This window comes from Sphingomonas sp. SRS2 (assembly GCF_000971055.1).
Classification (GTDB): domain Bacteria; phylum Pseudomonadota; class Alphaproteobacteria; order Sphingomonadales; family Sphingomonadaceae; genus Rhizorhabdus.
The window spans coordinates 1-21,090 of sequence record NZ_LARW01000039.1 but is presented as its reverse complement, the minus strand read 5'-3'; the positions used below and the strand labels follow the sequence as shown (position 1 = coordinate 21,090).

General features: G+C 62.8%; 25 protein-coding genes and 1 pseudogene. 12 read left to right on the top strand and 14 right to left on the bottom strand.

The annotated features are described in order from the left end of the window. Positions 1-164 precede the first annotated feature (164 nt). Positions 165-338 (bottom strand): annotated as a pseudogene (locus WP12_RS23805) (recombinase family protein); the annotation flags it as partial. A gap of 225 nt (positions 339-563) precedes the next feature. Between WP12_RS23805 and WP12_RS25140 the strand changes: the two are divergent. The 3 genes from WP12_RS25140 (at position 564) to WP12_RS24625 (ending at position 2,923) form a co-directional block, all read left to right on the top strand. Further along, positions 564-773: a hypothetical protein gene (locus tag WP12_RS25140; RefSeq protein ID WP_052730133.1), complete on the top strand. Its 210-nt coding sequence runs from the start codon at positions 564-566 to the stop codon at positions 771-773. Beyond that, on the top strand, positions 760-2,190 hold the full coding sequence (locus WP12_RS00680) for a phospholipase D-like domain-containing protein (RefSeq protein ID WP_052730132.1): 1,431 nt from the start codon (positions 760-762) through the stop codon (positions 2,188-2,190). Before WP12_RS25140 ends, WP12_RS00680 begins: the two co-directional genes overlap by 14 nt. A gap of 430 nt (positions 2,191-2,620) precedes the next feature. Next, on the top strand, positions 2,621-2,923 hold the full coding sequence (locus tag WP12_RS24625) for a hypothetical protein (protein WP_152663839.1): 303 nt from the start codon (positions 2,621-2,623) through the stop codon (positions 2,921-2,923). Between the two features lie 668 nt (positions 2,924-3,591). Here WP12_RS24625 and WP12_RS23265 read toward each other — a convergent pair. From WP12_RS23265 to WP12_RS00660, 4 genes are all read right to left on the bottom strand, one after another. Beyond that, complete coding sequence (locus WP12_RS23265; protein WP_052730131.1) at positions 3,592-3,969, bottom strand: response regulator; 378 nt, start codon at positions 3,967-3,969, stop codon at positions 3,592-3,594. Between the two features lie 117 nt (positions 3,970-4,086). Continuing rightward, positions 4,087-5,217: a saccharopine dehydrogenase family protein gene (locus WP12_RS00670; RefSeq protein ID WP_235398798.1), complete on the bottom strand. Its 1,131-nt coding sequence runs from the start codon at positions 5,215-5,217 to the stop codon at positions 4,087-4,089. Beyond that, on the bottom strand, positions 5,108-5,503 hold the full coding sequence (locus tag WP12_RS00665; RefSeq protein ID WP_046191835.1) for a VOC family protein: 396 nt from the start codon (positions 5,501-5,503) through the stop codon (positions 5,108-5,110). Before WP12_RS00665 ends, WP12_RS00670 begins: the two co-directional genes overlap by 110 nt. Positions 5,504-5,517: 14 nt before the next feature. After that, complete coding sequence (locus tag WP12_RS00660; RefSeq protein ID WP_046191834.1) at positions 5,518-6,261, bottom strand: SDR family NAD(P)-dependent oxidoreductase; 744 nt, start codon at positions 6,259-6,261, stop codon at positions 5,518-5,520. Between the two features lie 132 nt (positions 6,262-6,393). Here WP12_RS00660 and WP12_RS00655 point away from each other — a divergent pair, with 132 nt between their 5' ends. After that, positions 6,394-7,287 carry an AraC family transcriptional regulator gene (locus WP12_RS00655; protein WP_046191833.1) on the top strand — a complete coding sequence of 298 codons (894 nt, stop codon included), beginning with the start codon at positions 6,394-6,396 and terminating at the stop codon, positions 7,285-7,287. A 285-nt stretch (positions 7,288-7,572) separates the two neighbouring features. Here WP12_RS00655 and WP12_RS00650 read toward each other — a convergent pair whose 3' ends face one another. The 3 genes from WP12_RS00650 to WP12_RS00640 form a co-directional block, all read right to left on the bottom strand. Next, positions 7,573-8,313 carry an SDR family NAD(P)-dependent oxidoreductase gene (locus WP12_RS00650; RefSeq protein ID WP_046191832.1) on the bottom strand — a complete coding sequence of 247 codons (741 nt, stop codon included), beginning with the start codon at positions 8,311-8,313 and terminating at the stop codon, positions 7,573-7,575. Positions 8,314-8,426: 113 nt separating this feature from the next. Continuing rightward, positions 8,427-8,819: a VOC family protein gene (locus WP12_RS00645; RefSeq protein WP_046191831.1), complete on the bottom strand. Its 393-nt coding sequence runs from the start codon at positions 8,817-8,819 to the stop codon at positions 8,427-8,429. A gap of 13 nt (positions 8,820-8,832) precedes the next feature. Next, a complete protein-coding gene (locus WP12_RS00640) occupies positions 8,833-9,573 on the bottom strand; it encodes an SDR family NAD(P)-dependent oxidoreductase (RefSeq protein ID WP_046191830.1) in 741 nt (246 codons plus the stop codon). Between the two features lie 112 nt (positions 9,574-9,685). Between WP12_RS00640 and WP12_RS00635 the strand changes: the two genes are divergently transcribed. The 6 genes from WP12_RS00635 to WP12_RS00610 all read left to right on the top strand — a co-directional run bounded on the left by WP12_RS00635 (position 9,686) and on the right by WP12_RS00610 (position 17,941). Beyond that, positions 9,686-10,288, top strand: a complete 603-nt coding sequence (locus WP12_RS00635; protein ID WP_046191841.1) for a TetR/AcrR family transcriptional regulator — start codon at positions 9,686-9,688, stop codon at positions 10,286-10,288. A gap of 161 nt (positions 10,289-10,449) precedes the next feature. Further along, on the top strand, positions 10,450-11,475 hold the full coding sequence (locus WP12_RS00630; RefSeq protein ID WP_052730129.1) for a zinc-dependent alcohol dehydrogenase family protein: 1,026 nt from the start codon (positions 10,450-10,452) through the stop codon (positions 11,473-11,475). Positions 11,476-11,894: 419 nt separating this feature from the next. Next, a complete protein-coding gene (rpsU, locus tag WP12_RS00625) occupies positions 11,895-12,095 on the top strand; it encodes a 30S ribosomal protein S21 (RefSeq protein WP_046191829.1) in 201 nt (66 codons plus the stop codon). Positions 12,096-12,141: 46 nt separating this feature from the next. Further along, positions 12,142-12,789, top strand: a complete 648-nt coding sequence (locus WP12_RS00620) for an alpha/beta hydrolase (RefSeq protein WP_046191839.1) — start codon at positions 12,142-12,144, stop codon at positions 12,787-12,789. A gap of 447 nt (positions 12,790-13,236) precedes the next feature. Continuing rightward, positions 13,237-14,490, top strand: a complete 1,254-nt coding sequence (locus WP12_RS00615) for a metallophosphoesterase family protein (protein WP_200894432.1) — start codon at positions 13,237-13,239, stop codon at positions 14,488-14,490. 1 nt (position 14,491) lies between these two features. Beyond that, a complete protein-coding gene (locus WP12_RS00610) occupies positions 14,492-17,941 on the top strand; it encodes a YhaN family protein (RefSeq protein ID WP_046191828.1) in 3,450 nt (1,149 codons plus the stop codon). Positions 17,942-18,079: 138 nt separating this feature from the next. On the opposite strand, the gene WP12_RS24615 is transcribed toward WP12_RS00610, so the two are convergent. Then, entirely contained in the window at positions 18,080-18,211 is a 132-nt protein-coding gene (locus tag WP12_RS24615; protein WP_152663841.1) for an excalibur calcium-binding domain-containing protein, read from the bottom strand. A gap of 57 nt (positions 18,212-18,268) precedes the next feature. After that, complete coding sequence (locus WP12_RS24610; protein WP_235398815.1) at positions 18,269-18,352, bottom strand: YHYH domain-containing protein; 84 nt, start codon at positions 18,350-18,352, stop codon at positions 18,269-18,271. A gap of 163 nt (positions 18,353-18,515) precedes the next feature. On the opposite strand from WP12_RS24610, the gene WP12_RS23800 reads away from it, so the two are divergent. After that, entirely contained in the window at positions 18,516-18,710 is a 195-nt protein-coding gene (locus WP12_RS23800) for a hypothetical protein (protein ID WP_084690894.1), read from the top strand. Positions 18,711-18,748: 38 nt separating this feature from the next. Here WP12_RS23800 and WP12_RS00600 read toward each other — a convergent pair whose 3' ends face one another. After that, positions 18,749-18,946 (bottom strand): DUF6961 family protein, encoded by a 198-nt coding sequence (locus WP12_RS00600; protein ID WP_046191827.1) that lies wholly within the window; start codon positions 18,944-18,946, stop codon positions 18,749-18,751. 40 nt (positions 18,947-18,986) lie between these two features. Here WP12_RS00600 and WP12_RS00595 point away from each other — a divergent pair, with 40 nt between their 5' ends. Continuing rightward, positions 18,987-19,355 carry a DUF2513 domain-containing protein gene (locus tag WP12_RS00595; RefSeq protein ID WP_046191826.1) on the top strand — a complete coding sequence of 123 codons (369 nt, stop codon included), beginning with the start codon at positions 18,987-18,989 and terminating at the stop codon, positions 19,353-19,355. Positions 19,356-19,678: 323 nt separating this feature from the next. Here WP12_RS00595 and WP12_RS24605 read toward each other — a convergent pair whose 3' ends face one another. The 3 genes from WP12_RS24605 to WP12_RS00585 form a co-directional block, all read right to left on the bottom strand. Continuing rightward, on the bottom strand, positions 19,679-19,882 hold the full coding sequence (locus tag WP12_RS24605) for a hypothetical protein (RefSeq protein WP_152663837.1): 204 nt from the start codon (positions 19,880-19,882) through the stop codon (positions 19,679-19,681). A 116-nt stretch (positions 19,883-19,998) separates the two neighbouring features. Then, positions 19,999-20,589, bottom strand: coding sequence for a mobile mystery protein B (locus WP12_RS00590; protein ID WP_046191825.1), 591 nt, complete (start codon positions 20,587-20,589; stop codon positions 19,999-20,001). Continuing rightward, a complete protein-coding gene (locus tag WP12_RS00585) occupies positions 20,586-21,044 on the bottom strand; it encodes a mobile mystery protein A (RefSeq protein ID WP_046191824.1) in 459 nt (152 codons plus the stop codon). Before WP12_RS00585 ends, WP12_RS00590 begins: the two co-directional genes overlap by 4 nt. Positions 21,045-21,090: the final 46 nt, after the last annotated feature.

Here is a 21,090-nt window from a genome sequence, read left to right as displayed (position 1 = left end):
TTCCTTCTGAATCATCGCGGTTACTGACAGTCGCGGCCGACGCTGTAAGCCGCCTCTGCATGTTCATGCGGCGGCGATAAAATCCGGGTCGGTCTTCTTAACCCATAGCTAACCCCCAAAAGTGTAAGCGACCGCCGCGTAGATGTCAGGGAACTGCGCCGCCATTATCGCTGCCGCGGCACCGCCCGCTGAAAGACCTGCCACATAGCGCCTGCCGCATTGAGCACATCGATGATCTTGACAATGTCGGAGAGCGCCCTCGTCAGCCGATCGACCTTATAGGCAACGATGACGGCGATCATGCCGGCCTCACCATCGGCAAGGACCTGCCTGAGTCCCGGCCGATCGGCGAGCTATTCTGCCGACTGCAAGTTTCGGTGCCCGGTTTAGGGAAAGCTGACGATCGTGCACCCCGACGAGAGCGGCAGCTTCCGCCGACCAAGGGGACATCAGCCCTCCTGTTCATGCCACCCGAAAGCGGCCATCTGTTCATGGTGCCGACGACGCTCTTCGGTCTATAGCGCGTGATCGACTTGGTTCGCTCCGCCGGCTAAGCTGGCAGTATGGGTACCGTCTACAAGTTCAAGCGCGCTCTGCCAAAGAACCATAAGCAGTTTCAAAGCTACACCCCGCGCTCTGTCGATGCGCTCGGCAACAAAAAGCGCAGGGGGCTCAGGTTGCGCGACTGGCAGGCCAGCGTGGCCGCCTGGCTGGCGCTGCTCCTGGCCGCGGTCGGCATCTGGGCTGCGGGCACTTCGCTTGGGGGACGTTGAGCCGTCCGACAAAGCGCGATCGGGCCTGTCCAGCCTCCGCTTGCTACAAGATCCCAAGGAAGCCTTCGCGGCGCGCCTGTGGCTGATCCGTTCTGCGTGGCGCACGCTCGATGTGCAGTACTACATCTGGCACGACGACCTGTCGGGATCGCTCTTGCTTGATGAGATCGTGTCGGCCGCGCGGCGCGGGGTCGCGGTACGGCTACTGATCGATGACAATGGCATTGGCGGGCTCGACGCGCGGCTGGCCCTTCTCGATGCTGAGCCGAGCGTTGCGGTACGACTCTACAATCCCTTCAGAATGCGCCGCTTCCGCGGGCTCGAATGGCTATTCGCCTTCCGCCGCCTCAACTCGCGGATACACGCCAAGAGCCTTACGGCCGACCGGCATATGACCATCCTCGGCGGACGGAACATCGGAGACGAATATTTCGGCGCCCGGTCCAAAGGGCAGTTCGACGATCTCGATGTGATCGCCACGGGGCCAGTGGCTGCCGAAGTGGAACAGGTGTTCGAGCACCACTGGCAAAGCACCGCGGTTCATTCCGTCGCCGCAGTGGTGGGGCGAATTCCGGCCAGCGCGAAGCGCAGCGCGGCACAGAAGGCGGAGACCACAGCGCGGAGCGCGGCGGCGAAGAGCTATCTCGCAGCGATCGAAGCCCAGCCGCTATTTGCCGACTTGCAACACAGCCGGGTGAATTGGGTGAAGGCGCCCGCTCACGCGATCGCCGTCATGCCGGATCACGCGGCTGACCGCCAACACGGCTCTACCGGGCTCCATGAACTAATGCCCCAATCCTTGGCTTCGCCGACCAGTGACCTGATTCTCATTTCCGGCTATTTCGTCCCAACCGCCCAAGGCTGCAGCGAGCTTAGCGACCTGCGCCGCCGCGGCGCCAGGATAAGAGTACTGACCAATTCGTTTGCCGCCACCGACGTCGGAATAGTCCATGCAGGCTACGCGCCATGCCGAAAGACGCTGTTGCAGCGTGGCATCGAGCTCTTTGAAATGCCCGCGCCCGATGATGCGCCGAAGAGGACCAGGGCGAAGTTCATCCGCTCGGGCTCGATGCGAGCGCGGCGTTTTTCGGGCAAGTCCCTGCACGCTAAACTCTATATCGTCGACCGCCGGCACTTCTATGTCGGCTCGGCCAATTTCGATCCGCGGTCGGCGCGCCTTAACACCGAGCTCGGCATCGTTATAGAAAGTGCTACTCTGTCTGAGCAGCTGGCAGAGGCTTTTGAGATGGCATCGCACAACAGCTATCGGCTCGGCCTGTCGCCCGACGGTGCGCTGTCTTGGACCGATGAGCGTGACGACCAGCCTACGCCGGAACGCACCGAGCCAGGGACCAACATGTTCACTCGATCGATGATCGGCTTGCTTGCGAAGCTGTCAATCGACAGTCAGCTTTAAGTTTTCGTCTCGAGCGAGCCCTTCTCCTTTCGCCTCATACTCGGTCGTTCTTGTCGGCGGTAAGCGTGATGAACGGACGGCAGGTTCCGCGCCACTGCCGGGGATAGGACCGCGACAACAGCTAAGGAAATAAACAATCCCAACCTACTTTCATATCGAATTGATAATGCGTTTCAGTACATGAGAAAATAATATGTCGGTGTTGAGCTGCCTACCTTGGTATCAGAAGAGATGAACTCTTTTTTTTGCTGGTAACTGCGGGTCTCACCATAACAATGACGCCTGACTGGTTCGGCACTGTCCTATTTTGATACGCTGTCGGTAATCAGCTATTCCGTTGCAACATTGATAGTCTATAATCGATCGACTCATCTGATACAGTCAATATTAAGCAGGCGCGCGTCAGTCATACGTCTATGGCGACGCGCCGTTGCAGTTGCAGTTGGACAAAATGATGCCGATGCGGTTGAAACCAAATGCTGACAGACGTTTCGCCTTATGGGGTAGTGCAGCAGTCGAGGGCTTGTCGCGGCTTATCACGAAAGCTGTTTCATCGGCTGACGACGAACGGGTCAGCGAGCTAGACCGCATATTGCAGCAGGTCGAAGCCATGATTGATTTGCATGGCCTGAAAGCAATAGAGAGTGACTCGCCGCCTCTCTCAGTACATGAGCAACAAGCTCCTTACCGCACCGTGAATCTCCCACCTAAACAGCAACCTCGGGGGGATTGAACCCTTTAATAGAGGTCCCGACCGGGGGCTATGCGAGACACCATAAGCGTCCAGCGCCAGATTTCGACGAAGGGAGCAACGTCGAGCTTATTGCTTCGATAACAGCATCTTTGTCGTCGTCAGCGATGATTTGAACGCTGCCCAGGATTTTGCCAGCAATGGTCATCCGATTGAGCTGTAGTGGGGTATGCAACCTCCTGCGGTGCCAAGAGCAGTCCGTGAATTCACAATGGTGACATATAGATATTGTACGAAGGAGATCAGCGATTCTTGAATATGGAATGAAAACTTACCAGCTCGTTAGTGCCAACCTAAGTTGATTCGCGTGCTCCATTCAGCCGTGCTAAAGAACGGTCTACCGCCCATAGAGCGGGCATCGTAACAGTGATTGAGCGAGTCCAGAAAGCTTCCGTTTCTTAGGGGGTTAGTTATGCGTACCAATGAACGACTCGAATATTACCGTGGCCGACTAGACGTGGAGCGACGGCTTACAGAATCAGCCGCCACTGAAACCACGGCGCTGATCCACAGGAAATTAGCTGATAGCTATGCACGCATTGTCCGAAACGAGGAGAGCGCGCTGTTTCGAAAAGCGGGATGAACCTATTCAGCCTTGTGGGTTTTCGGACCGCTTAGGAGAGCATGAGTTGCACAGCGGTCGTCGATTTTCAGGTCGTTCGATCTGCGAACGCGCGTGCCTTCATTGTAGCGTCTTGCACGGCTCTCTGGAATACGGCGAAGGTGTAGGGCTTCGACGCGACAGCGGCGTACGGAAGAAGCTCATCAATATCGTTAGCGTCTACTAAACCCATCGAATAAATGGTGGGGATCACTTGGTCGGCGCAAATTTCCTGAACGGCCGCGATTCCCGAGCCCTCTAAAATATGCTCATCGGCAACTATGATGTCGGGACACATCTCAACTGCGGCAGCTATCGCTTCCTGTTCGCGACTGACGACCGTGACCGTGGCATAGCCGAGGTCGGTTAGATAATCTTCCACGAGCATGGCGATCATTGGCTCGTCTTCAATCACCAGGGCGTGCATGACGAACCTCGTTCAATGGGTGTCACCTTTCGCTCATTGCGCCGCCGTGTTCAACAGAGCAGTCCGCCTGAACGACAGTGCGGCATGCTGAATGGCGGTAGTTACCGGCAACGCTGTTTAGTGACCATGGTCAGATTTTTCCTTCGCTTCCGAATCGATAATTGTCGTGTCGGCGATCGTCTCGGCGAAGCCATGGCCGAACAGGCCAACGGGGGTCTGAAAGCCACCGCGCGCCTCGCCGCGCAGCACCCGCCGCGCCGCTTCGGCCGCAGCGATCGCCGTGAAGGTGTAGCCGTTGACGGTATCGAGGACGGACCGAACCATCGTGCCGTCCGCACCCGTCACCTCGACGGCGGCATGGAAGCGATTGGCGTCGCGTTGCTCGCGCGTCGGACCATCCGGCATGGCCGCCAGATCGCCATCGGGGAACGCCCCATCGGTGACATGCAAGAAGGTTTCGATGTTCGGAATGTTCGTGGCGCGCCAGATCGTGACGAGATCGGGCAAGGTCACCGGGAACGAGGTTGCCGGCCCACTGCCGAAGTCGAAATCGCGGACCTCGTCGGGGCTGCGGCCGATCAGGCTCCCATCGATGCGGTGGAGGGTTTCGGGTGAAAGATTCGCGCTCGCACTGACCGCCGACCCGCGAGAGAATCCACCGGCCACATGCAGGGCGATGCTCAGCATCACTGGTGTGTCCACGCGTTTGGCCGCGTGGCTGGCGAGCGAGCCGAGCATGGCGACGCTGCCACCGCTGCCGGGAAGCAGCATAACGCTTGCTGCTTTCGCGTCGTCATCCAGCGTCTCAGCAAGCCGATAGCTGTCGAGTTCGGCGGCAATGTCGAGATAGTGCACGCCGGCGGCGATGCAGGCGCGCATCAGCGGTTCGGCCGTGCGCAGGAACGGGCCGGCGCAGTTGAGCAAGACGGTGATATCATCGAGCGCCGAACGGTCAGCCGCAAGATCGTCCACCGTGAACAGCCGGTATTGCACGCCGAGTTCGCCTGCGAGCGCGGCAAGCCGAACCTCATTTTGGGGCCTTCCGGCGATTACGAAATTCAGTCCAAGGGCTTCGGCGTGGGAGGACACCATCCGGCCAGTGTAACCGGCTGCGCCGTAGATCATCAGTTTGGTCATGTCAGTGCTGCCAGCTCTTATAAGTGAATTCGAGGCTGTAGCCGTCGGGATCCAGCACGCCCGCAGCATAGTACCGCGGATCGTAGTGTAGCCGCGCGCCAGGCGCGCCATTGTCGGTCGCGCCCGTCGCCATCGCGGCGGCGTAGGCGGCATCCACCTGTGCCACCGTCTCAGCGACGAAGCCGACGTGCGCCGCGCGGCCCTCGACCACGCCCGGGCGCAGCCAGAAGAAGATGCGGCCATTGCAGCCGAAGCCCTTCAGGTCCGGATGCCCTGACGGGCCATCCTTGCCGTCGTAGTCGACGCGGTCGGTGATGCCGAGTGGCGCCAGCGCCACCGTGTAAAAGGCGATCGAGCGGTCGAGATCGCTGGCCGAGATAAAGACGTGGTCGAGCATGAGGGATCTCCGTTTCAGATGATGTAGCCGCCCGCGACCTCGATCGTCTGGGCGTTGATCCAGGCGCTGTGATCGGACAGCAGGCTGGCGACGACCCGGCCGATATCATCGGGTTCGCCGACCCGGCCGAGCGCGGTTTGCCGGGCGAGCAGCGCCTCGAACTCGTCATTGAGGCCACCGCCGAGATCGGTGCGGATCGCGCCCGGCGACACCGCGTTGGCGCGAATACGACGCTCGCCGAACTCCTTGGCCATGTAGCGGGTCAGCACCTCGAGGCCGCCCTTAAACGCAGCATAGGGAGCGACGCCGGGCGTGGCGACCCGCGTCGTGGCACTGGTCAGGTTCACGATAGCACCGCCCTCGGCCATCAGCGGCAGTAGCATCTGTGTGAGGAAGAATGGCCCCTTGAGATGCACCGCGAACAGGCCGTCGAATTGGGCCTCGGTCACAGTTGCGATCGGATTGAACAGGCCGAAGCCGGCGTTGTTGACGAGATGGTCGAAGCTGGTCCGACCCCAATGTGTGTCGAGCGATGCTACTACGGCGTCCTCGAACGCGGGAAAGGCCGCGATATCCGATACGTCGAGCTTGAGTGCCACGGCCTTGCCGCCGCCCGCCTCGATCTCGCGCACCACCGCATCGGCACCGTCGGGATGGTTGTTATAGGTCAGGATCACGCCACTGCCGCGCCCCGCGCATTGCAGCGCGGTGCTCCGCCCAAGGCCGCGGCTTGCGCCGGTGATGATTGCGATCGTCATGAAGCGTCTCCTCGTCTGTTGCTCCCTTTCTAGGCTTGGGCCCTCGTCAAGGCTGCGCCCGATCCTCTCGCGATCTTGCCTATTCCTGCTTGACGGATTGCCGGACGCGGCTTCCGGGTCCACAGCGGCGAAATGGAAACACAGCTCGCCGAACTGCGGCGCCTCGCCGCGCATGCCAAGAACCGACGCACTGAAACCGGCATCCCGCGCGTGGCGATGGTCCAGGGCGCGATCCCCGAACACGAACTCGCCGCCGTTTATGACCCGATGGTCAATCTGATCTTGCGCGGCTCCAAGTCTATGACCATCGGCGAGCGGACGCTGCATTATGATCCCGCCACCTATTTCGTGATGTCGATCGATCTGCCCGCAGTCGGCACGATCCACCCGGCACCGACCGGCGAGCCCTATCTTGCGGTCAGCCTGACGATCGATCCGCAGGTCGTGGGCGCCATGCTTGCCGATGCCGGGGCGCCGGTATCGGCACCGAGCAGCGGGAGCTTTTCGGTCGCATCGGTGACGCCCGAGCTGCTCGATGCCTGGGTGCGGATGCTGCGGCTGATCGAGCGCCCGGCCGAAATCCCGGTGCTAGCGCCTGCCTATGAGCGCGAAATCCTCTATCGCGTGCTGCAGGGGCCGCATGGCGCGATGCTGCGCGACATCGCCATGCCAGATACCGCCCTCTCACGCATCCGGCTTGCCATCCAGTGGATCCGCAACAATTTCACCAGCCCGCTGCGGGTCGAGGCGCTTGCCGAGATCGCCGCGATGAGCGCCTCTGCCTTCCACCGCCATTTCAAGGCGGCGACCGCGATGAGCCCGCTGCAGTTCCAAAAGCGCATCCGCCTGATGCAGGCGCGCATGCTGCTGATCGCCGGGGCGCAGAGCGCCGCGTCGGTGGCGTTCGACGTCGGCTATGAGAGCGCTTCGCAGTTCAGCCGCGAATATGCGCGTTTCTTCGGCATGCCGCCGGCGCGCGATGCTTTGGTGGTGCAGCGGGAGCTCGGCCGTGCTGTGTGTTCGTAGCGCGCTGCTTTGCCGGGAAGCACGCTGATGGACCAGCTTCTAGCCATGCGCGTCTTCATCCGCATCGCCGATGCCGGGTCATCCGCCAAGGCGGCGGATTGTTGGTCATTCTCGCGATCGGCCGCCTAGTGGCCGAGACCCACCCTAAGCGCGCGAGACTTGACGTCGCGGGCACGCTCACCCTGGTGAGATGCCATCCGTGCCGCCGACCCGGGGGGGACAGGCCGACGGCACGCGGGCTATGATCGCGGGAAAGCGCGATCAAGGCAGGACGAGGATGGTCGATCAGACCTGCGAAGCGCCTCCGTCGGCGAACAGTTCGGTGCCGTTGATGTAGCTGGCGGCATCACTGCCGAGGAACGCGACCGCGCGCGCGATCTCTTCCGGGCGACCGATACGGCCGATCGTGCTGCGATCGGCGAGATATGCCAGCGCCTCGTCGGCTTGGTCGCCCAGGAAGGAGCGCAGCGAGGCGGTGTCCACCGGACCGGGGCTGACGAGATTGATGCGAACGCAAGATCCCTTGATCTCGGTCACCCAGCCACGCACCATCGCGCGCAGCGCGGCCTTGGTGCCGCCATAGACGCTGAGGCCCGGACCTGGCTGGATCGAAGACGTCGATCCAATGATGACGATCGCACCGCCTTTACCCATAAGCGGCAGCGCCTTCTGGACGGCGAAGGTGACACCTTTCACGTTGCTATCGAATGCGCGGTCGAAATGATCTTCGGTGATCGCATCGAGCGGCACGATCTCGCCCGCGCCAGCATTGGCGACAAGTAGATCGAGGCGACCGTGCTTTTGCTTCACATGGGCATAGAGCGCGTCGAGATCGGCGAGGTTCGAAACTTCGGCCTGCACGCCTTCAGCTCCGCTCCCGAGCATCGCAACCGCATCGTCGAGCTTTTCACGATTGCGCCCGGTGATGATGACCTTGGCGTTCTGCGACGCGAGTTCCTGCGCGACAGCGAGCCCGATGCCCGACGTCCCGCCCGTCACGATGGCAACCTTATTGGCGAACGACATGCTGAGTTCCTTTATCGATGAGTGGCCACCGCCGGCTTTGTCCGGCGCCCCTTGCTGAAATCCCGTTCGGCCGCGCCAGACTGCCCTCGTTCCATCGAGATTCTGAGCCCGACTTACTCGGCCTGGCAGACGGCCTCGATATTGTTGCCATCGGGGTCGAGCACATAGGCAGCATAGTAGTTCGGGTGGTACCGTTCCGGGATGCCGGGCGCGCCGTTGTCGCTTCCGCCCTGGGTTAGTGCCGCTTCGTAGAAGGCATCGACGGCCTTCCTCTCGCCGGCGCTAAAGGCGACATGGACGGGAAGGCGGCTGCCGTTCTCCTCGTGGAACCACAGGCTCGGATATCCACCCCGGCCAAACCCAAGTCGCGCACCACCATGAGCGGTGCGCGCCGGACCGATGCTGACGACCAGCGACAGCCCAAGCGGCTCCAGCGCCGCTTCGTAGAAACGCCGGGAGGCCTCCGCATCGGCAACGGGAAGTTCGATGTGGTCGATAACGCTCATGGCCGAATCTTTCTCATGCCTGGGACGCTCCGCCGTCGGCGAAGAGCTCGACACCGTTGATGTAGCTTGCGGCGTCGCTGGCCAGGAACGCCGCCACCTCCGCGATCTCCTCGGGCTCGCCGATGCGGCCCATCGGGCTCTTCTGGCGGAGGAAGGCTAGCCCCTCTTCCGCGTGCTCCCCGAAACCGTCTCGTAGTGACTGGGTGTTTGTCGGCCCCGGGCTGACGATGTTGATCCGGATCCCAGAGCCCTTAAGATCGCTGACCCAGCTCCTCACCAAGTTGCGCACGGCCGCTTTGGTAGCTCCGTAGATGCTCATCGACGGACCTGGGTCGATCGACGACGTCGAGCCGACGATTACGATGGACGAACCCGGCTTCAGCAGCGGCAAAGCTCCCTGTACGGTGAAGACGATGCCCTTCACGTTCGTGTCGAACTGCTGATCGTAAGCTGCTTCGGTGATCCGACCCAAGGGCGCGTGGACACCGCCGCCGGCGTTGGCGACCAAGACGTCGATCCCGCCGAAGTCGGAGCGGACCTGCGAAAAGAGCGTCTCGAGACTGGCCGGATTGGAGACATCGACGACGATACCGGCTGTGTTCCCACCCAGTTCGCTCGCTGCGCGATCGAGTGCATCCTGGCCTCGGCCCGCGATGATCACTCGCATCCCGGAAGCAGCCATTTTGCGCGCGATGGCGAAGCCGATCCCGCTACTGCCTCCCGTCACAAGTGCGACCTTCATATCCGCTGTCATCGTTCACTCCTGCTGAAACACATTAATAGTGATCGCTATTAGTTGTGCGCAAGGGGGCGTTGCAACTATTTGTAGCAAGCACTATAATCTTACTGGTGTTCAGGAGGTCCAGGTGAGCGAGAACGTCCGCAAAAGGCGCCCGAGGCGGCCGTTCGATCGGCAACTCGGCGTCGAGAAGGCGCAGCGCCTGTTTCACCAGAGAGGCTATGATGGCGTGAGCGTCGCTGATCTGACGCAGGAGCTCGGGATCAATCCGCCCAGCCTCTATGCAGCCTACGGGAGCAAGGCGGGTCTCTTCGAGCATGCCCTGCGTCGCTACGCAGCCGAACACGCGTTACCGATTTCCGAGATCTTCGGGGGTCGTGACGTCGGCGAGGCCGTGACCATGATCTTCGTCTCGGCTGCTGAGCAATATTCCAGCGATGCCGCGGCGCGGGGCTGCCTGGTCACGGAAGGCACGCGCGCGGCCGATCCCGAGGCACGAGCGATCGCAGCCGAAATCAGCGCCATAATGGTGGCCTCGATTGGAGAGGAGATTCGCAAGCGCGTTTCCCAGAACGGAGATGCTATCGCTGACGCGGTGGTGACCATGGTGCGCGGGCTCTCGGCCGCCGCCTACACGGGCATGGAGGCGAGTCGGCTCCGTGCTGCGGCCGAGCAGGCCGCCTCCATGTTCAAGGCTGGCCTCTCTGCATCCATGGCTCGACCGCACTAATGGCGTGATATTGTAGTGATCACTATTACTTGCAACACTCGGCTTCCCCCATTATAGTGATCGCTACTAACTCGCTTCCGGGCAGGTTGGACGTCACAGGCGCTTCCGTCATCGGGTAGGTCGCTCGCGAGCATCCGTGCGCGTGGCTCCGCTCGAAGTGGATGGCGCGCCGCTACAGCGAGGACACTATGCATCACGTCACATTTTCTGAAATCGGCGGCCCCGAGGTCCTGAAGGTCGAATCCTTTGAGCTGCCGGAGATCGGTCCCGATGAGGTTCGGGTCAGCATCGAGGCAATTGGGGTCAACAGGTTCGAGGCACTGTACCGCCGCAACTTCTACGTCGTTCCCCCAAGTCTGCCTTCGGTGATGGGTGTCGAGGGCGTCGGAACCGTCAAGGAAGCGGGCTCGGAGGTCGTTGGTCACAGCATCGGCGACCGTGTCGCCATCCTCCCTGTGCAGACGCCGTTCGTTGGATCAGGCATCTATGCAACACACGCCAACGTGCCGGCATCGGCCTTGGTGAAATCCATTCCTGGCACGACGGCGATCGAGGAAGCCGCAGTTTGGATGGCGGGACTGCAGGCCTACAATCTCATTACCAAGGTGTCCGTCGGTGCCGGCGATGCCGTGTTGGTAACTGCCGGGACGTCTCCGGTCGGCAGTGCGCTCATCCAGTTCGCACGTGACATGGGGGCGACCGTTTTGGCCACGACGCGGACGGCGGCGCGCGAGCAAGAATTGCTCGATCTCGGCGCGCACCATGTCATCGCCACGGATGAGCAGACGCTGACCGACATCGTCATGGACGCTACTGGCAGCAAGGGGGTGAAGGTGGTCTTGGATACGGTCGGCGGCGCCCTGCTGGCGCAGTGCGTCGCGTGCCTTGCAGAGGGGGGAAGCCTCTTTAGCTACGGGGCGCAAACATCGCCAGACATCACTTCCGCACGCGTTGACGTACCCCTTGTGGCACTCGACCGACGTTCCCTCGCATTCGTGGACCTGTTCGAACTGACCGATGTGCCCGAGCGATTCGCTGCTGCGCAGGAATACATCCGCAGCGCGGTCGCCTCAGGTGCCTTCAAACCCCGGATTGATAGCATTTTTCAGCTTGAGGACGTACAGGAAGCTCATCGCCGGATGGAGGATGGCTGCCTAAGAGGTAAGGTCGTCATCACGACAAAGTGACTCGAGAGCGTCATACCGACGCGCAGTAACTGCCTGACCATCGGCATGCCAAATCGGCGTCGCTGATTCGGCTCTGGACATCGGCACGCTTCGGATGGCCATTTCTGCCGAAAGCCGTTGTTCGCGAGGGATTAGCGGACGATGGCTCTGTCCCCATCTCGGTCGTCCCGGCCGCCACTCAGCGCTAGCTGAACGAATGGCGGGCTTCGGGATCGGGCCGAACTTAGCGGAACGGTCGACATTAAGTCGCATAGCCGCCGCCCCTTCTATGGTCGTCCCTACGGCGTTCGCTGCTGGCTAGCACGCGCAGCAATGTAATCTCTGCGGTGTGTCGGCAACCCGATCCTTGGCTTGCGGCCCCCCTGGCTGTAAAGCCGCCCGAATCCGACAAAGCCACACCAGCTGGAAGCCAAACGAGCATGCAGATCATCGTCCGCGACAACAACGTCGATCAAGCCCTCCGCGCCTTGAAGAAGAAGCTGCAGCGCGAAGGCGTCTATCGCGAGATGAAGCTCCGCCGGCATTATGAGAAGCCGTCGGAAAAGAGGGCGCGCGAGCGAGCGGCGGCAATAAGCCGTGCGCGAAAGGCTGAGCGCAAGCGCGCTGAACGCGACAAATGACGGATTGGACGGTTCCGCTGCAGTCGCCGAAGCTGAAAGGATCGCCGTGACGCTCGATGGTCCACGCCTCGCACCTCTCTCCAGCTCGAGGCCGAACGCTATCGTCATTTTGATCCATGGTTATGGGTCAAATGGAGACGACATGATTTCGTTGGCCCGCATGATCCAACCAGCGCTTCCCGGCGCCGCGTTCGTAGCGCCCAACGCGCCGTCGCAAATTCCTCGAATGACAGCCGCCCACCAATGGTGGCTGATAGAAACCTTTTCCATGGCTGAGCGTGCCGCGGGCGCCTCCGCAGCCGCACCGGGTCTCAACGCCTTCATTACCCAGGAGCTCGCGCAGGCTGACTTGCCCAGCAACCGCGTCCTCCTCATAGGCTTTAGCCAGGGCACGATGATGGCGCTGCATGTTGGTTTACGTCGCCAGCAGCCTCTCGCCGGCATCGTCGGTATTTCGGGCATGCTCGTCGCGCCTGACCGGCTGCACGCGGAAATCACAAGTCGCCCACCGGTGCTGCTGATCCACGGCACCGAGGATGATATTGTGCCTTTCAACTCGATGGATCTGGCGTCGACGGCGCTGAACGCGGCCGGCGTCAGGGTCGAAGTGCACGCGTCTTCGGGTGTGGCACACAGCGTCGGCCAGGATGGGCTCGCCGCCGCCACGGCATTCGCGCAACGCGCCCTGGGTTGATCCGGCTGCTTCGCGCCCGATTGATCGCCAGGCGGCGCCACGCGCCAAAAGTGTAGATGGACGTATGGCCCCTTCTGAGGCCGCCGCAGCATAGCCGGGTGGCTGGCCCTGGGGAGCCTGGCTGCCGAGCCGGACGGAGGCTGCAACCAGAGGCCCGAACTGACCGGAAGCTACCTTCCAAATATTTGACCGGCTCGTGGCATGCCCGTCTATCCCATCGGTCTCGTGGTGTAGCAGATGGACGTGCATGAGGGCGGATTACAGCATCTGTAGGCAGGTCCCGGCCGACCCCACCCTGGCCGCCGGCTAGATCGGAAAGTGTGGTGGTGGTGGTCTGGTTCAAGCCGATGCGGATCCGCAAAAATGACCGCGGACGCTGATCGACGGCCCCGACATGATATTGTCGGCGCTTGCGGCTTGCGGCATGGTGATGCCGGGGGAGTAGCTATGACCCAGTTCAAATTTCTGCACGCCGCCGACATCCACCTGGACAGTCCACTCCATGGCCTCTCGCGCTACGAGGGTCTGCCGGAGGCCGAAATCCGCGGTGCGACGCGGGCGGCGTTCGACAATCTCGTCCAGCGGGCGATCGACGAGGCGGTGGACTTCGTCGTCATCGCGGGCGACCTGTTCGATGGCGACTGGAAGGATATGGGTACCGGTCTCTACTTTGCGCGTGCGATCGGGAGGCTCGATCATGCGAATATCCCCGTCTTCCTGCTGGCGGGCAACCATGACGCCGCCTCGGTGATCAGCCGCAGCGTGCCTTGGCCGCCAAATGTCCGCCTGTTCAGTACACGCAAAGCAGAGACCCACGTCCTGCCGGAGATCGGCGTCGCGATCCACGGCCAGAGCTTTCCGACCGCGGCTGTCACCGACAACCTCGTGCTGGCCTATCCGGATGCCGCGAAGCACCACTTCAACATCGGCATGCTGCACACCGCTCTCGCCGGTCGGGAGGGGCATGCGGCGTACGCTCCGTGCAGCCTCGATGATCTCAGGTCCAAGCATTACGACTATTGGGCACTTGGACATGTTCACGAACATGAGGTGGTTTGTCAGGAGCCCTACGTCGTCTTCCCTGGAAATACCCAGGGGCGTACGATCAGGGAGTGCGGGCCGAAGGGTGCGGTGATCGTCGCCGTGGAGGACGGACAGGTCAGGTCCATCGAACGTATCGATCTGGACGTGTTACGCTGGGCCAAGGTCGAGGTCGATTGCGCGGGGGCGTCGATCGACGCGCTCGCGTCCCTCATCCGCGCAGCGCTCACGGTCGAGTGGCAGCAGACCATGGCGGGCATTCCGCTCGTCGTCCGGATCACGCTTGTCGGCCAGACCGGACATGCTGGCGCCATGCTCGACCGGACCGCCACGCTGCGCGACGAGGTGCGCGCCGTCGCGGCCTCGATCTCGCCCGACCTGTTTATCGAAAAGGTCAAGGTGCTGGTGACACCGCTGCCCCCGTCGAGCGATACAGTGATCGGCGACGATCTGTCCTTGCTGGTCGAACAGGCCGAGACCCACGGGGGTCTGGCGGCGCTGCTTGCCGAGGATCTCGGGCCATTCCTGCTCGTCGCCCAGGCATCGCTGGGACAGGCGGAGGATGGGGATCTCAGAAGCTTGGCAAGCGACGGCGACTGGTCGACCGTGCTCGGCACGGCGACCCTCGCCCTGCGGTCGCGCCTTACGGGAGGCGCCTAGCATGCGCTTTGCCAGCCTCGCTCTCGAGCGCTATGGACATTTCGAGGACTGCGAACTGTCCTTCCGCACCGGCGCCCCCGATCTCCATGTTGTCTACGGCGCCAATGAGGCGGGTAAGACTACGTCGATGGCCGCGGTTTCGGACTTGCTGTTTGGCTTCCTCCCACGCTCGCCCTACAACTTCATTTACGACTACTCGCTCCTGCGGATCGGTGCGCTGATTGAGGACGGGGAGCGGACGCTCGCATGCCGGCGCAAGAAAGGCACCAGCGGGACGCTCCTCGGCCCGGATGATCGACCGATCGACGAGGGGGGGCTGCTTGCCATGTTGCGCGGGCAGACGAGAGAGACGTTCGGCCTTTCCTTCAGTCTGAATCAAGAGGGCTTGCGTGCGGGCGGACGCGCCATGGTTGAGGCCCGCAACGACATCGGCAGAGCGCTATTCGCGGCCGGCTCCGGACTGACGGGGGTTTCGGACGAGCTGTCGAGGCTCGAAGCGGAAGCAGACGCGATCTGGGGCCCGCGCGCATCGAACAGGCGGTCTTTCACCGTGGCGCAGCGCGAGTTCGAGACGCATGCGCGAGTGATCCGCGATCAATCGCTCAAACCGAAGACCTGGCTCGACGCGAGGAGCGCGGCCAGCACCCAGCACGGGAAGCTGACCGACGCCCAGCACCGACGCGACGAGATCCTCGCCGAGGTCAGCCGGGCCGAGCGCATCCGCCGGATCGCACCATCGGCACGCGTCCGCGCCGACTATCTTGTCGCGCTATCCGAGCATGACGCCACGATCGCCATCGCGCCTCACAGCGAGGAGGCGGCAGAGAAGGCGATGGCCGAGGCCGATGCGGCGCTGCGCGCGAGGGCGGCCGCCCTAAAGCTTGCCGCCGAGGCCAAGGAGAAAATCGACGCGCTCCCGGCCGACCAGGCTATGCTCGACGAGGCGGACCGCGTCGACGAGCTGGTGAGGACCTCAGGCGCCATCGCAAAGGCTCGCCAGGACCAGGCCCGCCTTGAGTCTGATCTCGCAGCCGGGGCGGCGCTGATCCTGCGCCTGCAGGAGGAGACCGGCTCCGCGGCTATGGCTCCACCTTCGAGGATCGTCAGCTCGAAACTGCGCGAACTGGCGCTGGCAGAGGCGCAGGCCGCCTCCGCGCTGATCCAGATCGAGCAGAGCGAGGAGGAGCTCGAGCAGCGACGCAGTACCCTTGGCCACGTCACCGATGATGTCGGCCTTCAGGGAGACGCTCATCCGCTCCTTGCTGCGGTCGACGCCGCGCGTGCCTTGGGCGCCGACGTGGACGCCCGGTGCGTGTCGTCCGAGCGCAAGGCGGAACTCGCCGCCAACTCGCTCGAGCATTGCATCGCCCGCCTGGTGCCTTGGCGTGGCGACGCTCGGGCCCTCCTCTCGCTCCCGCGTCTCACCCCGGCGGAGATCGAGGAGGCACGCAGGGCCCTTGCGGACCTAGCGACTGAAGCGGTGCGGGACGAGACGGCCGCCGTCCGTGCGCGCGAGGAAGCGGCGGCCCTCTCGCTCGAGATGGAGCAGCTCTCCTCGGGCGCTGCCATTCCTGCCGACGAGATTGCATCGGCACGCCTCGAGCGTAGCGAACGCTGGCAACCCCTGCGGGAGCATGTGCTCGGCAACGCCCCGCTCGGCTCCCCGGAGGCGGCGGTCGCCGCGTTCGAGGCGAAGGTCGCCCACGCAGATGACAGGAGCGACCTGCGGTTCGCCGCGGCCGAAGAATCGAGCAGGCTGGCCGACATGGGTCAGCGCTGCGCGAAGCTCCTGCTCGACGCAAACCAGGCGAAGGATCGCGCGGTTGTGGCACGCGCACGTGCGCAATCCACGTGTGCCGACTGGAGCGCGACGCTGGAGATCGCCGGATACCCGGATATGGAGCCCGCCCGGATGCTCGGCTGGCTCACCGAGCGGGATGCCGCGGAGAAGGCCCATCATGAGGCGGCCGCCGCCTTGGCCGAGGCCAAGGCCTTCATGGACCGCCGCTCAACAGCGCGCTTGGCCCTCGTCGCGAGCCTCCACGAGACAGGCATGATCGAGGGCGTGGAACTTGCGCCCGTCCTGGCGACCGCCGAGCTAGCACGCACCGAGATCGAGAAGGCGGATCAGCAGCATCGGCTCGACCGGGCGGCCCGCGCTCAGATCGAGCTTGATGCCGAGGCACTGGCGCGGCGTAGGAAGCGGCTCGAGGACGCGGCTGCCGCACGGGCCGAGGCCTGGCGAGAACTGACCGCAGCATCGGGGCTGAGGCTTGAAATCTCCGGCGCCATCGCCACGCTCGACGTTCTGGACGAGCTGCGCGCAGCCGTCCTGACGCAATCCGATCTCGAGGGTCGCATCGATGGTGTGACCCGTGACGCAAACGAGCATGAGAGGAGCGTCGCGAGCGTCGCGGACCGGCTAAGGATTGCCCCCGCCCAAAATGCCGAAGAGCGACTCGCAGTCATACGGAACCGTCTCGCCGAGGCAAGGTCGGCAGCGAACGTCCGCTGCGCGCTTCAGGCGACGCTCGACAGCAGGACATCGGAAGTCGCGGCCGAGGAGGCTCGGTACGCCGCGGCGCTGGACGCGTTGGAGCCACTGATGGCGGAGATGGGATCGGCGGACCTGACCGCTCTGGGTGCCGCGATCCAGCGCTCCCGCGCCGCGCGCGCGCTCCGGTCAGCGGTCACCGAGGTCGAAGCCATGATCAAGGCGACGGGGGATGGAAAGACCCTGGGGGAGCTCCTCGCTGATGTGGAGGGCGTCGATGCGGACAGCCTTGCCGCGAGGACACAGAGGCTTCGCGCGGAGCTTGCCGAGCTGAACGAAGAGGTCGCGGTGGCAGCCAGCGCGCATGGCGATGCGAAAAGAGTGTTTGCCAGCCTGGAGGCGCAAGGGGTGGACGCCGCGGGCGCGGCGACAGGTGCGGAGCAGGCGCGGGCTGAACTCGGTGTGCTGGCCGACCACTATATCCTGAAGCGCGCGCAGGCCGTTACGCTGCGCTGGGCGATCGAGCAGTACCGGGAGCGGCACCAGGATCCAATGCTGCTGCGGGCGGGCGAGATTTTCTCGACGCTGACGCTGGGTCGCTATGCGGCGCTTCGGATCGATAACGACGGCAGCACCCCAAGACTGCTGGGCCTCCGCGATGACCGGCGCACCGTTGTCGAGGTGGACGCAATGAGCGAAGGCACGACGGACCAGCTGTTCCTGGCGCTCCGCCTTGCCGCCGTGGAGCAATCCGTCGCCGCCGGCGTCCGGCTGCCGTTCCTCGCCGACGACCTGTTTGTAAATTTCGACGACCAGCGCTCAGAGGCAGGCTTCCGGGTGCTTGCGGAGCTGGCCCGGTCGACCCAGGTCTTGTTCTTCACGCACCATATCCATCTGGCGAGCATCGCCCGGTCGGTAGTGGGGGCAGACGCGCACTCGGAGTGCCAGCTGGCGTGATGGCCCGCATCGGATCATCCGCCCTCATTTGTACAAACGGCACAGCTGTGCCCGGTTCTGCCGCACCACCGTTGCCACGAGTGACGTGCTCCGATGTTAGCCAAGGGCTGCCTGCCCGCTAACGCGCACGGCCGGACCTCATTCGCAACCTATGCCATCACCATCCCGGTCAAGCCGCGGCGCATAACCCGCATCACCTCTCCTTACCGGCGCTGCACCAGCCGCTCGCGCCGCTGCACAACTTGGGAATGGATTGGAAGACGAGCTGATACCGCTGAGACCATAGCGTGAGGTCGACGCCGGCGAAACGCCGCCACGATGGCAGTGCTATTCGCCCGTCTTCCGGTTGTTGTGGCATCCTTCCGCGTTCAATCCGCCCCCGTGCGCGGAAGCGACGGTGGCGAACAGCATCATTACAGCGGCTAGCATATTGCGAATCATAACTTCGTCCCCCTCGCTATCTTGTTACGCATCCGTAGCTATTTGGCGAGAATAACCGTATCCGCATCCGATTGACTTTGTTCTTATTATGTTCTACGTAAATGCGTCCTTGGAGTAGCTCTGGAAATCGAACATGCAGCATGATCGACGTCTGCGGGCAGCGGCCCGCGCTGTTTACGATGCAGTCTATCCACCCGAAGAGCTAGCGCCGGTCGGCTTCGATCAAGCTGAGAAATATGGCATGATCCACTATCGTCGATCCGTAGACGCTGCGCGAGCGTGCTTCTTGGTCAAAGCTGATGAAGGCGAGCAGCTGACACTGATCTGACCGGCCGGCCGATCCTCGCGAGAGAGCCCGACCTTCCGTCATTGCAAGCGGCCTTCCGGCTCCAGCTTTTCTAGATCCTCGATGTGCTTGAGGATCCGCATCCAGACACGATGCCCTTCATGATCGCCACTCGCCAGTAGCTCGTCAGCGCGCTGCGCGGCGTGAAGCCAGGCGACATCGCCATATTGGCGCATCAGCTGATGCGCACAGGCCCAGATCTCTCGGTCTTCGATCACCAGCTTTCTCTACAACATCTTTGCTCAAAGGACGGGATATATGCGCCGCGATTCCGACCTGATCCGCTCGATCCTGCTAGCCGTCGAGGAAGATGCGCATTGCGAGGTTCTACGCCTGGCCGCCATCGAAGGCTATGCTGATGAAGCGGTGCATTTCCATACGCGCCTGCTGGTCGAGAAGGGCTTTCTCAGGACCTATCTTCCTGACCGCACGGTCGGGCAGCCATGGGTCTGCGTCCGCCTCACCTGGGAGGGCTATGACTTCCTCGACGCCATCCGCGACCCGGCGGTCTGGAGATCGGTGAAGCGTGCCGCAGGCAAGGTTGGAAGCTGGTCGCTCGCGACACTGGCGGGCATCGCCAAGGCTATGATCCTGGTCAAGGTGGAGGCTCTGGCCGTCGCGGCCTGATCGATGGTGCTCCACCAGCCATAGGAGGACCCGATGCAGTCACTGTCAGAGCCTATCAAGGCCGCTCAATATGTCCGGATATCGACGGATCAGCAGATCTATTCGACCGCCAAGCAGCCTTGAACTCCCGGTCGGCGATCCACGCCAGACGACCGTGGATATGGGCAAGCCGGATGGTGATGAGGAGATGTTCGGAAGGGTGTTGATTTGACATGAATAGATCCTTCTATGCCCCGGACCGACCTCCGGTGGGGGTGAATCTATTTATCCTCGGCAATTCGTGGCCCTCGGCCGGAACGGCAAATAATCGGCACTGCAGCCGCCTATTCTGCCGAGGGCGGCAGCTGGGTTATCCTCGGGCAGAATGACGATCCCCACCGGCGGACCAGGCGATAGATGACGAACAGCCCGCCACACACCGTGACGAAGTTTGCCGCTATCTCGGGTAGTTCGCCATCGCGCTCGATCTCATTCAGCCGGTGGCAGGCGGCGGCGCGTGACGCTACGGGCCGGGCCCTGCGGATCACGCCGACAGGCCCATGCGAAAGAGGCCGCCGCGCCGATAAGCAGCGCGAGGCCCGTGCAGATCGCCAGGAAGCCGGGCCCGTCAACCGCGAACTGGATCACGAGGCGGCATGGAACGTCACGAGCGTACGAACGCGAACAACGGTCCAAAATCGAGCTCGTCCGCTGCCTTCAGCGCGGCGACATAGGCGCTGCGGGTCGTGGCGGCCTCGACGAGATTCGCGCGACCCCAGCTGAACCGTTCGACGCCCACTTGGACGGCGAGAAGGTCCGCAGCCAGGCGCGACAGACAGCCATTGCCATTGGAGAACGGATGGATCTGCACGAGACGATGATGGTAGCGCGCGATGATCTCATCGATCGGGTAGGTCTGGTGCTCGATCCAGTAGGCCACATCGTCAAACATCGCTCGCAGATCGGTTCCGATCCGGTAGGCATCGACGCCGATATTGCGCGCCATCGTGCGAAACTGCCCGGCCCAGCGCCAGGTATCGCCGAACATGCGCTTGTGCAGCTGGCGGAAGAACATCTCCTCGAGCACATTGCGCCGGCGGCCGAACGCCCAGCGATCGGCCTCCTCGATGCCGATCTGCTCCGTCTCGTTCAATTCGTGCCGCAACGTGATGTAATTAGGAATCAGCCCTTCGCGCTCTTCCGGCGTCAGCGGTGTGGCGGCGTCATCTTCGTGATCGAACAGGGGATCGCTCACTGCTTCTCCCATAGCCGCCGGGGATTGCCGTTGAGATAGCCCGCCATGATGCGCGCGCGCGCTTCAGTCAGGTCGCTTCCCTCGAGCGCCTGGTCTTCGAGTCGCATCGTATGGTGGACGCGGGCAAGTTCGTTGATCGCGAGCTCGGCCGCGCGCGCGCGCGCCATCTCGTCGAGCGGCTTGGTCGGCACGATCGCATAGACAAAGGTGCAGCCCATCGCCTCGGCCGCCTCGCGCAGGCTCTTGAGGGTCGTGGTGCCGGCAGCTTCGGCTTTCTCGAGCGCACTGATGCGCGAGGGCGAGACGCCAAGGCGATCGCTTAGTTGGGCGCCGGTCATGCCGAATGATTCGCGCACCGCGCGCAACCAGCCCTTCGGCGGCGGCGTCAGCTCTGCCTTACGCAGGGGAGCGAGCCGCCGTTCGAGGTGTTTACGGGCCTGTTCAATCCGATTCATGAACCTATAAGTGTATTAAAGTGGAGTTATTTTCAACCTTTAGATG

Bases quoted from the DNA above. Each gene is read 5' to 3' on its own strand.
- WP12_RS25140 (WP_052730133.1), top strand. From the start codon at position 564: ATGGGTACCGTCTACAAGTTCAAGCGCGCTCTGCCAAAGAACCATAAG.
- WP12_RS23265 (WP_052730131.1), bottom strand. From the start codon at position 3,969: ATGCACGCCCTGGTGATTGAAGACGAGCCAATGATCGCCATGCTCGTG.
- WP12_RS00670 (WP_235398798.1), bottom strand. From the start codon at position 5,217: ATGGCGCGCCTGGCGCGCGGCTACACTACGATCCGCGGTACTATGCTG.
- WP12_RS00665 (WP_046191835.1), bottom strand. From the start codon at position 5,503: ATGCTCGACCACGTCTTTATCTCGGCCAGCGATCTCGACCGCTCGATC.
- WP12_RS00660 (WP_046191834.1), bottom strand. From the start codon at position 6,261: ATGACGATCGCAATCATCACCGGCGCAAGCCGCGGCCTTGGGCGGAGC.
- WP12_RS00655 (WP_046191833.1), top strand. From the start codon at position 6,394: ATGGAAACACAGCTCGCCGAACTGCGGCGCCTCGCCGCGCATGCCAAG.
- WP12_RS00650 (WP_046191832.1), bottom strand. From the start codon at position 8,313: ATGTCGTTCGCCAATAAGGTTGCCATCGTGACGGGCGGGACGTCGGGC.
- WP12_RS00645 (WP_046191831.1), bottom strand. From the start codon at position 8,819: ATGAGCGTTATCGACCACATCGAACTTCCCGTTGCCGATGCGGAGGCC.
- WP12_RS00640 (WP_046191830.1), bottom strand. From the start codon at position 9,573: ATGACAGCGGATATGAAGGTCGCACTTGTGACGGGAGGCAGTAGCGGG.
- WP12_RS00630 (WP_052730129.1), top strand. From the start codon at position 10,450: ATGGCGCGCCGCTACAGCGAGGACACTATGCATCACGTCACATTTTCT.
- rpsU (WP_046191829.1), top strand. From the start codon at position 11,895: ATGCAGATCATCGTCCGCGACAACAACGTCGATCAAGCCCTCCGCGCC.
- WP12_RS00615 (WP_200894432.1), top strand. From the start codon at position 13,237: ATGACCCAGTTCAAATTTCTGCACGCCGCCGACATCCACCTGGACAGT.
- WP12_RS00610 (WP_046191828.1), top strand. From the start codon at position 14,492: ATGCGCTTTGCCAGCCTCGCTCTCGAGCGCTATGGACATTTCGAGGAC.
- WP12_RS24610 (WP_235398815.1), bottom strand. From the start codon at position 18,352: ATGCTGTTCGCCACCGTCGCTTCCGCGCACGGGGGCGGATTGAACGCG.
- WP12_RS23800 (WP_084690894.1), top strand. From the start codon at position 18,516: ATGCAGCATGATCGACGTCTGCGGGCAGCGGCCCGCGCTGTTTACGAT.
- WP12_RS00595 (WP_046191826.1), top strand. From the start codon at position 18,987: ATGCGCCGCGATTCCGACCTGATCCGCTCGATCCTGCTAGCCGTCGAG.
- WP12_RS00585 (WP_046191824.1), bottom strand. From the start codon at position 21,044: ATGAATCGGATTGAACAGGCCCGTAAACACCTCGAACGGCGGCTCGCT.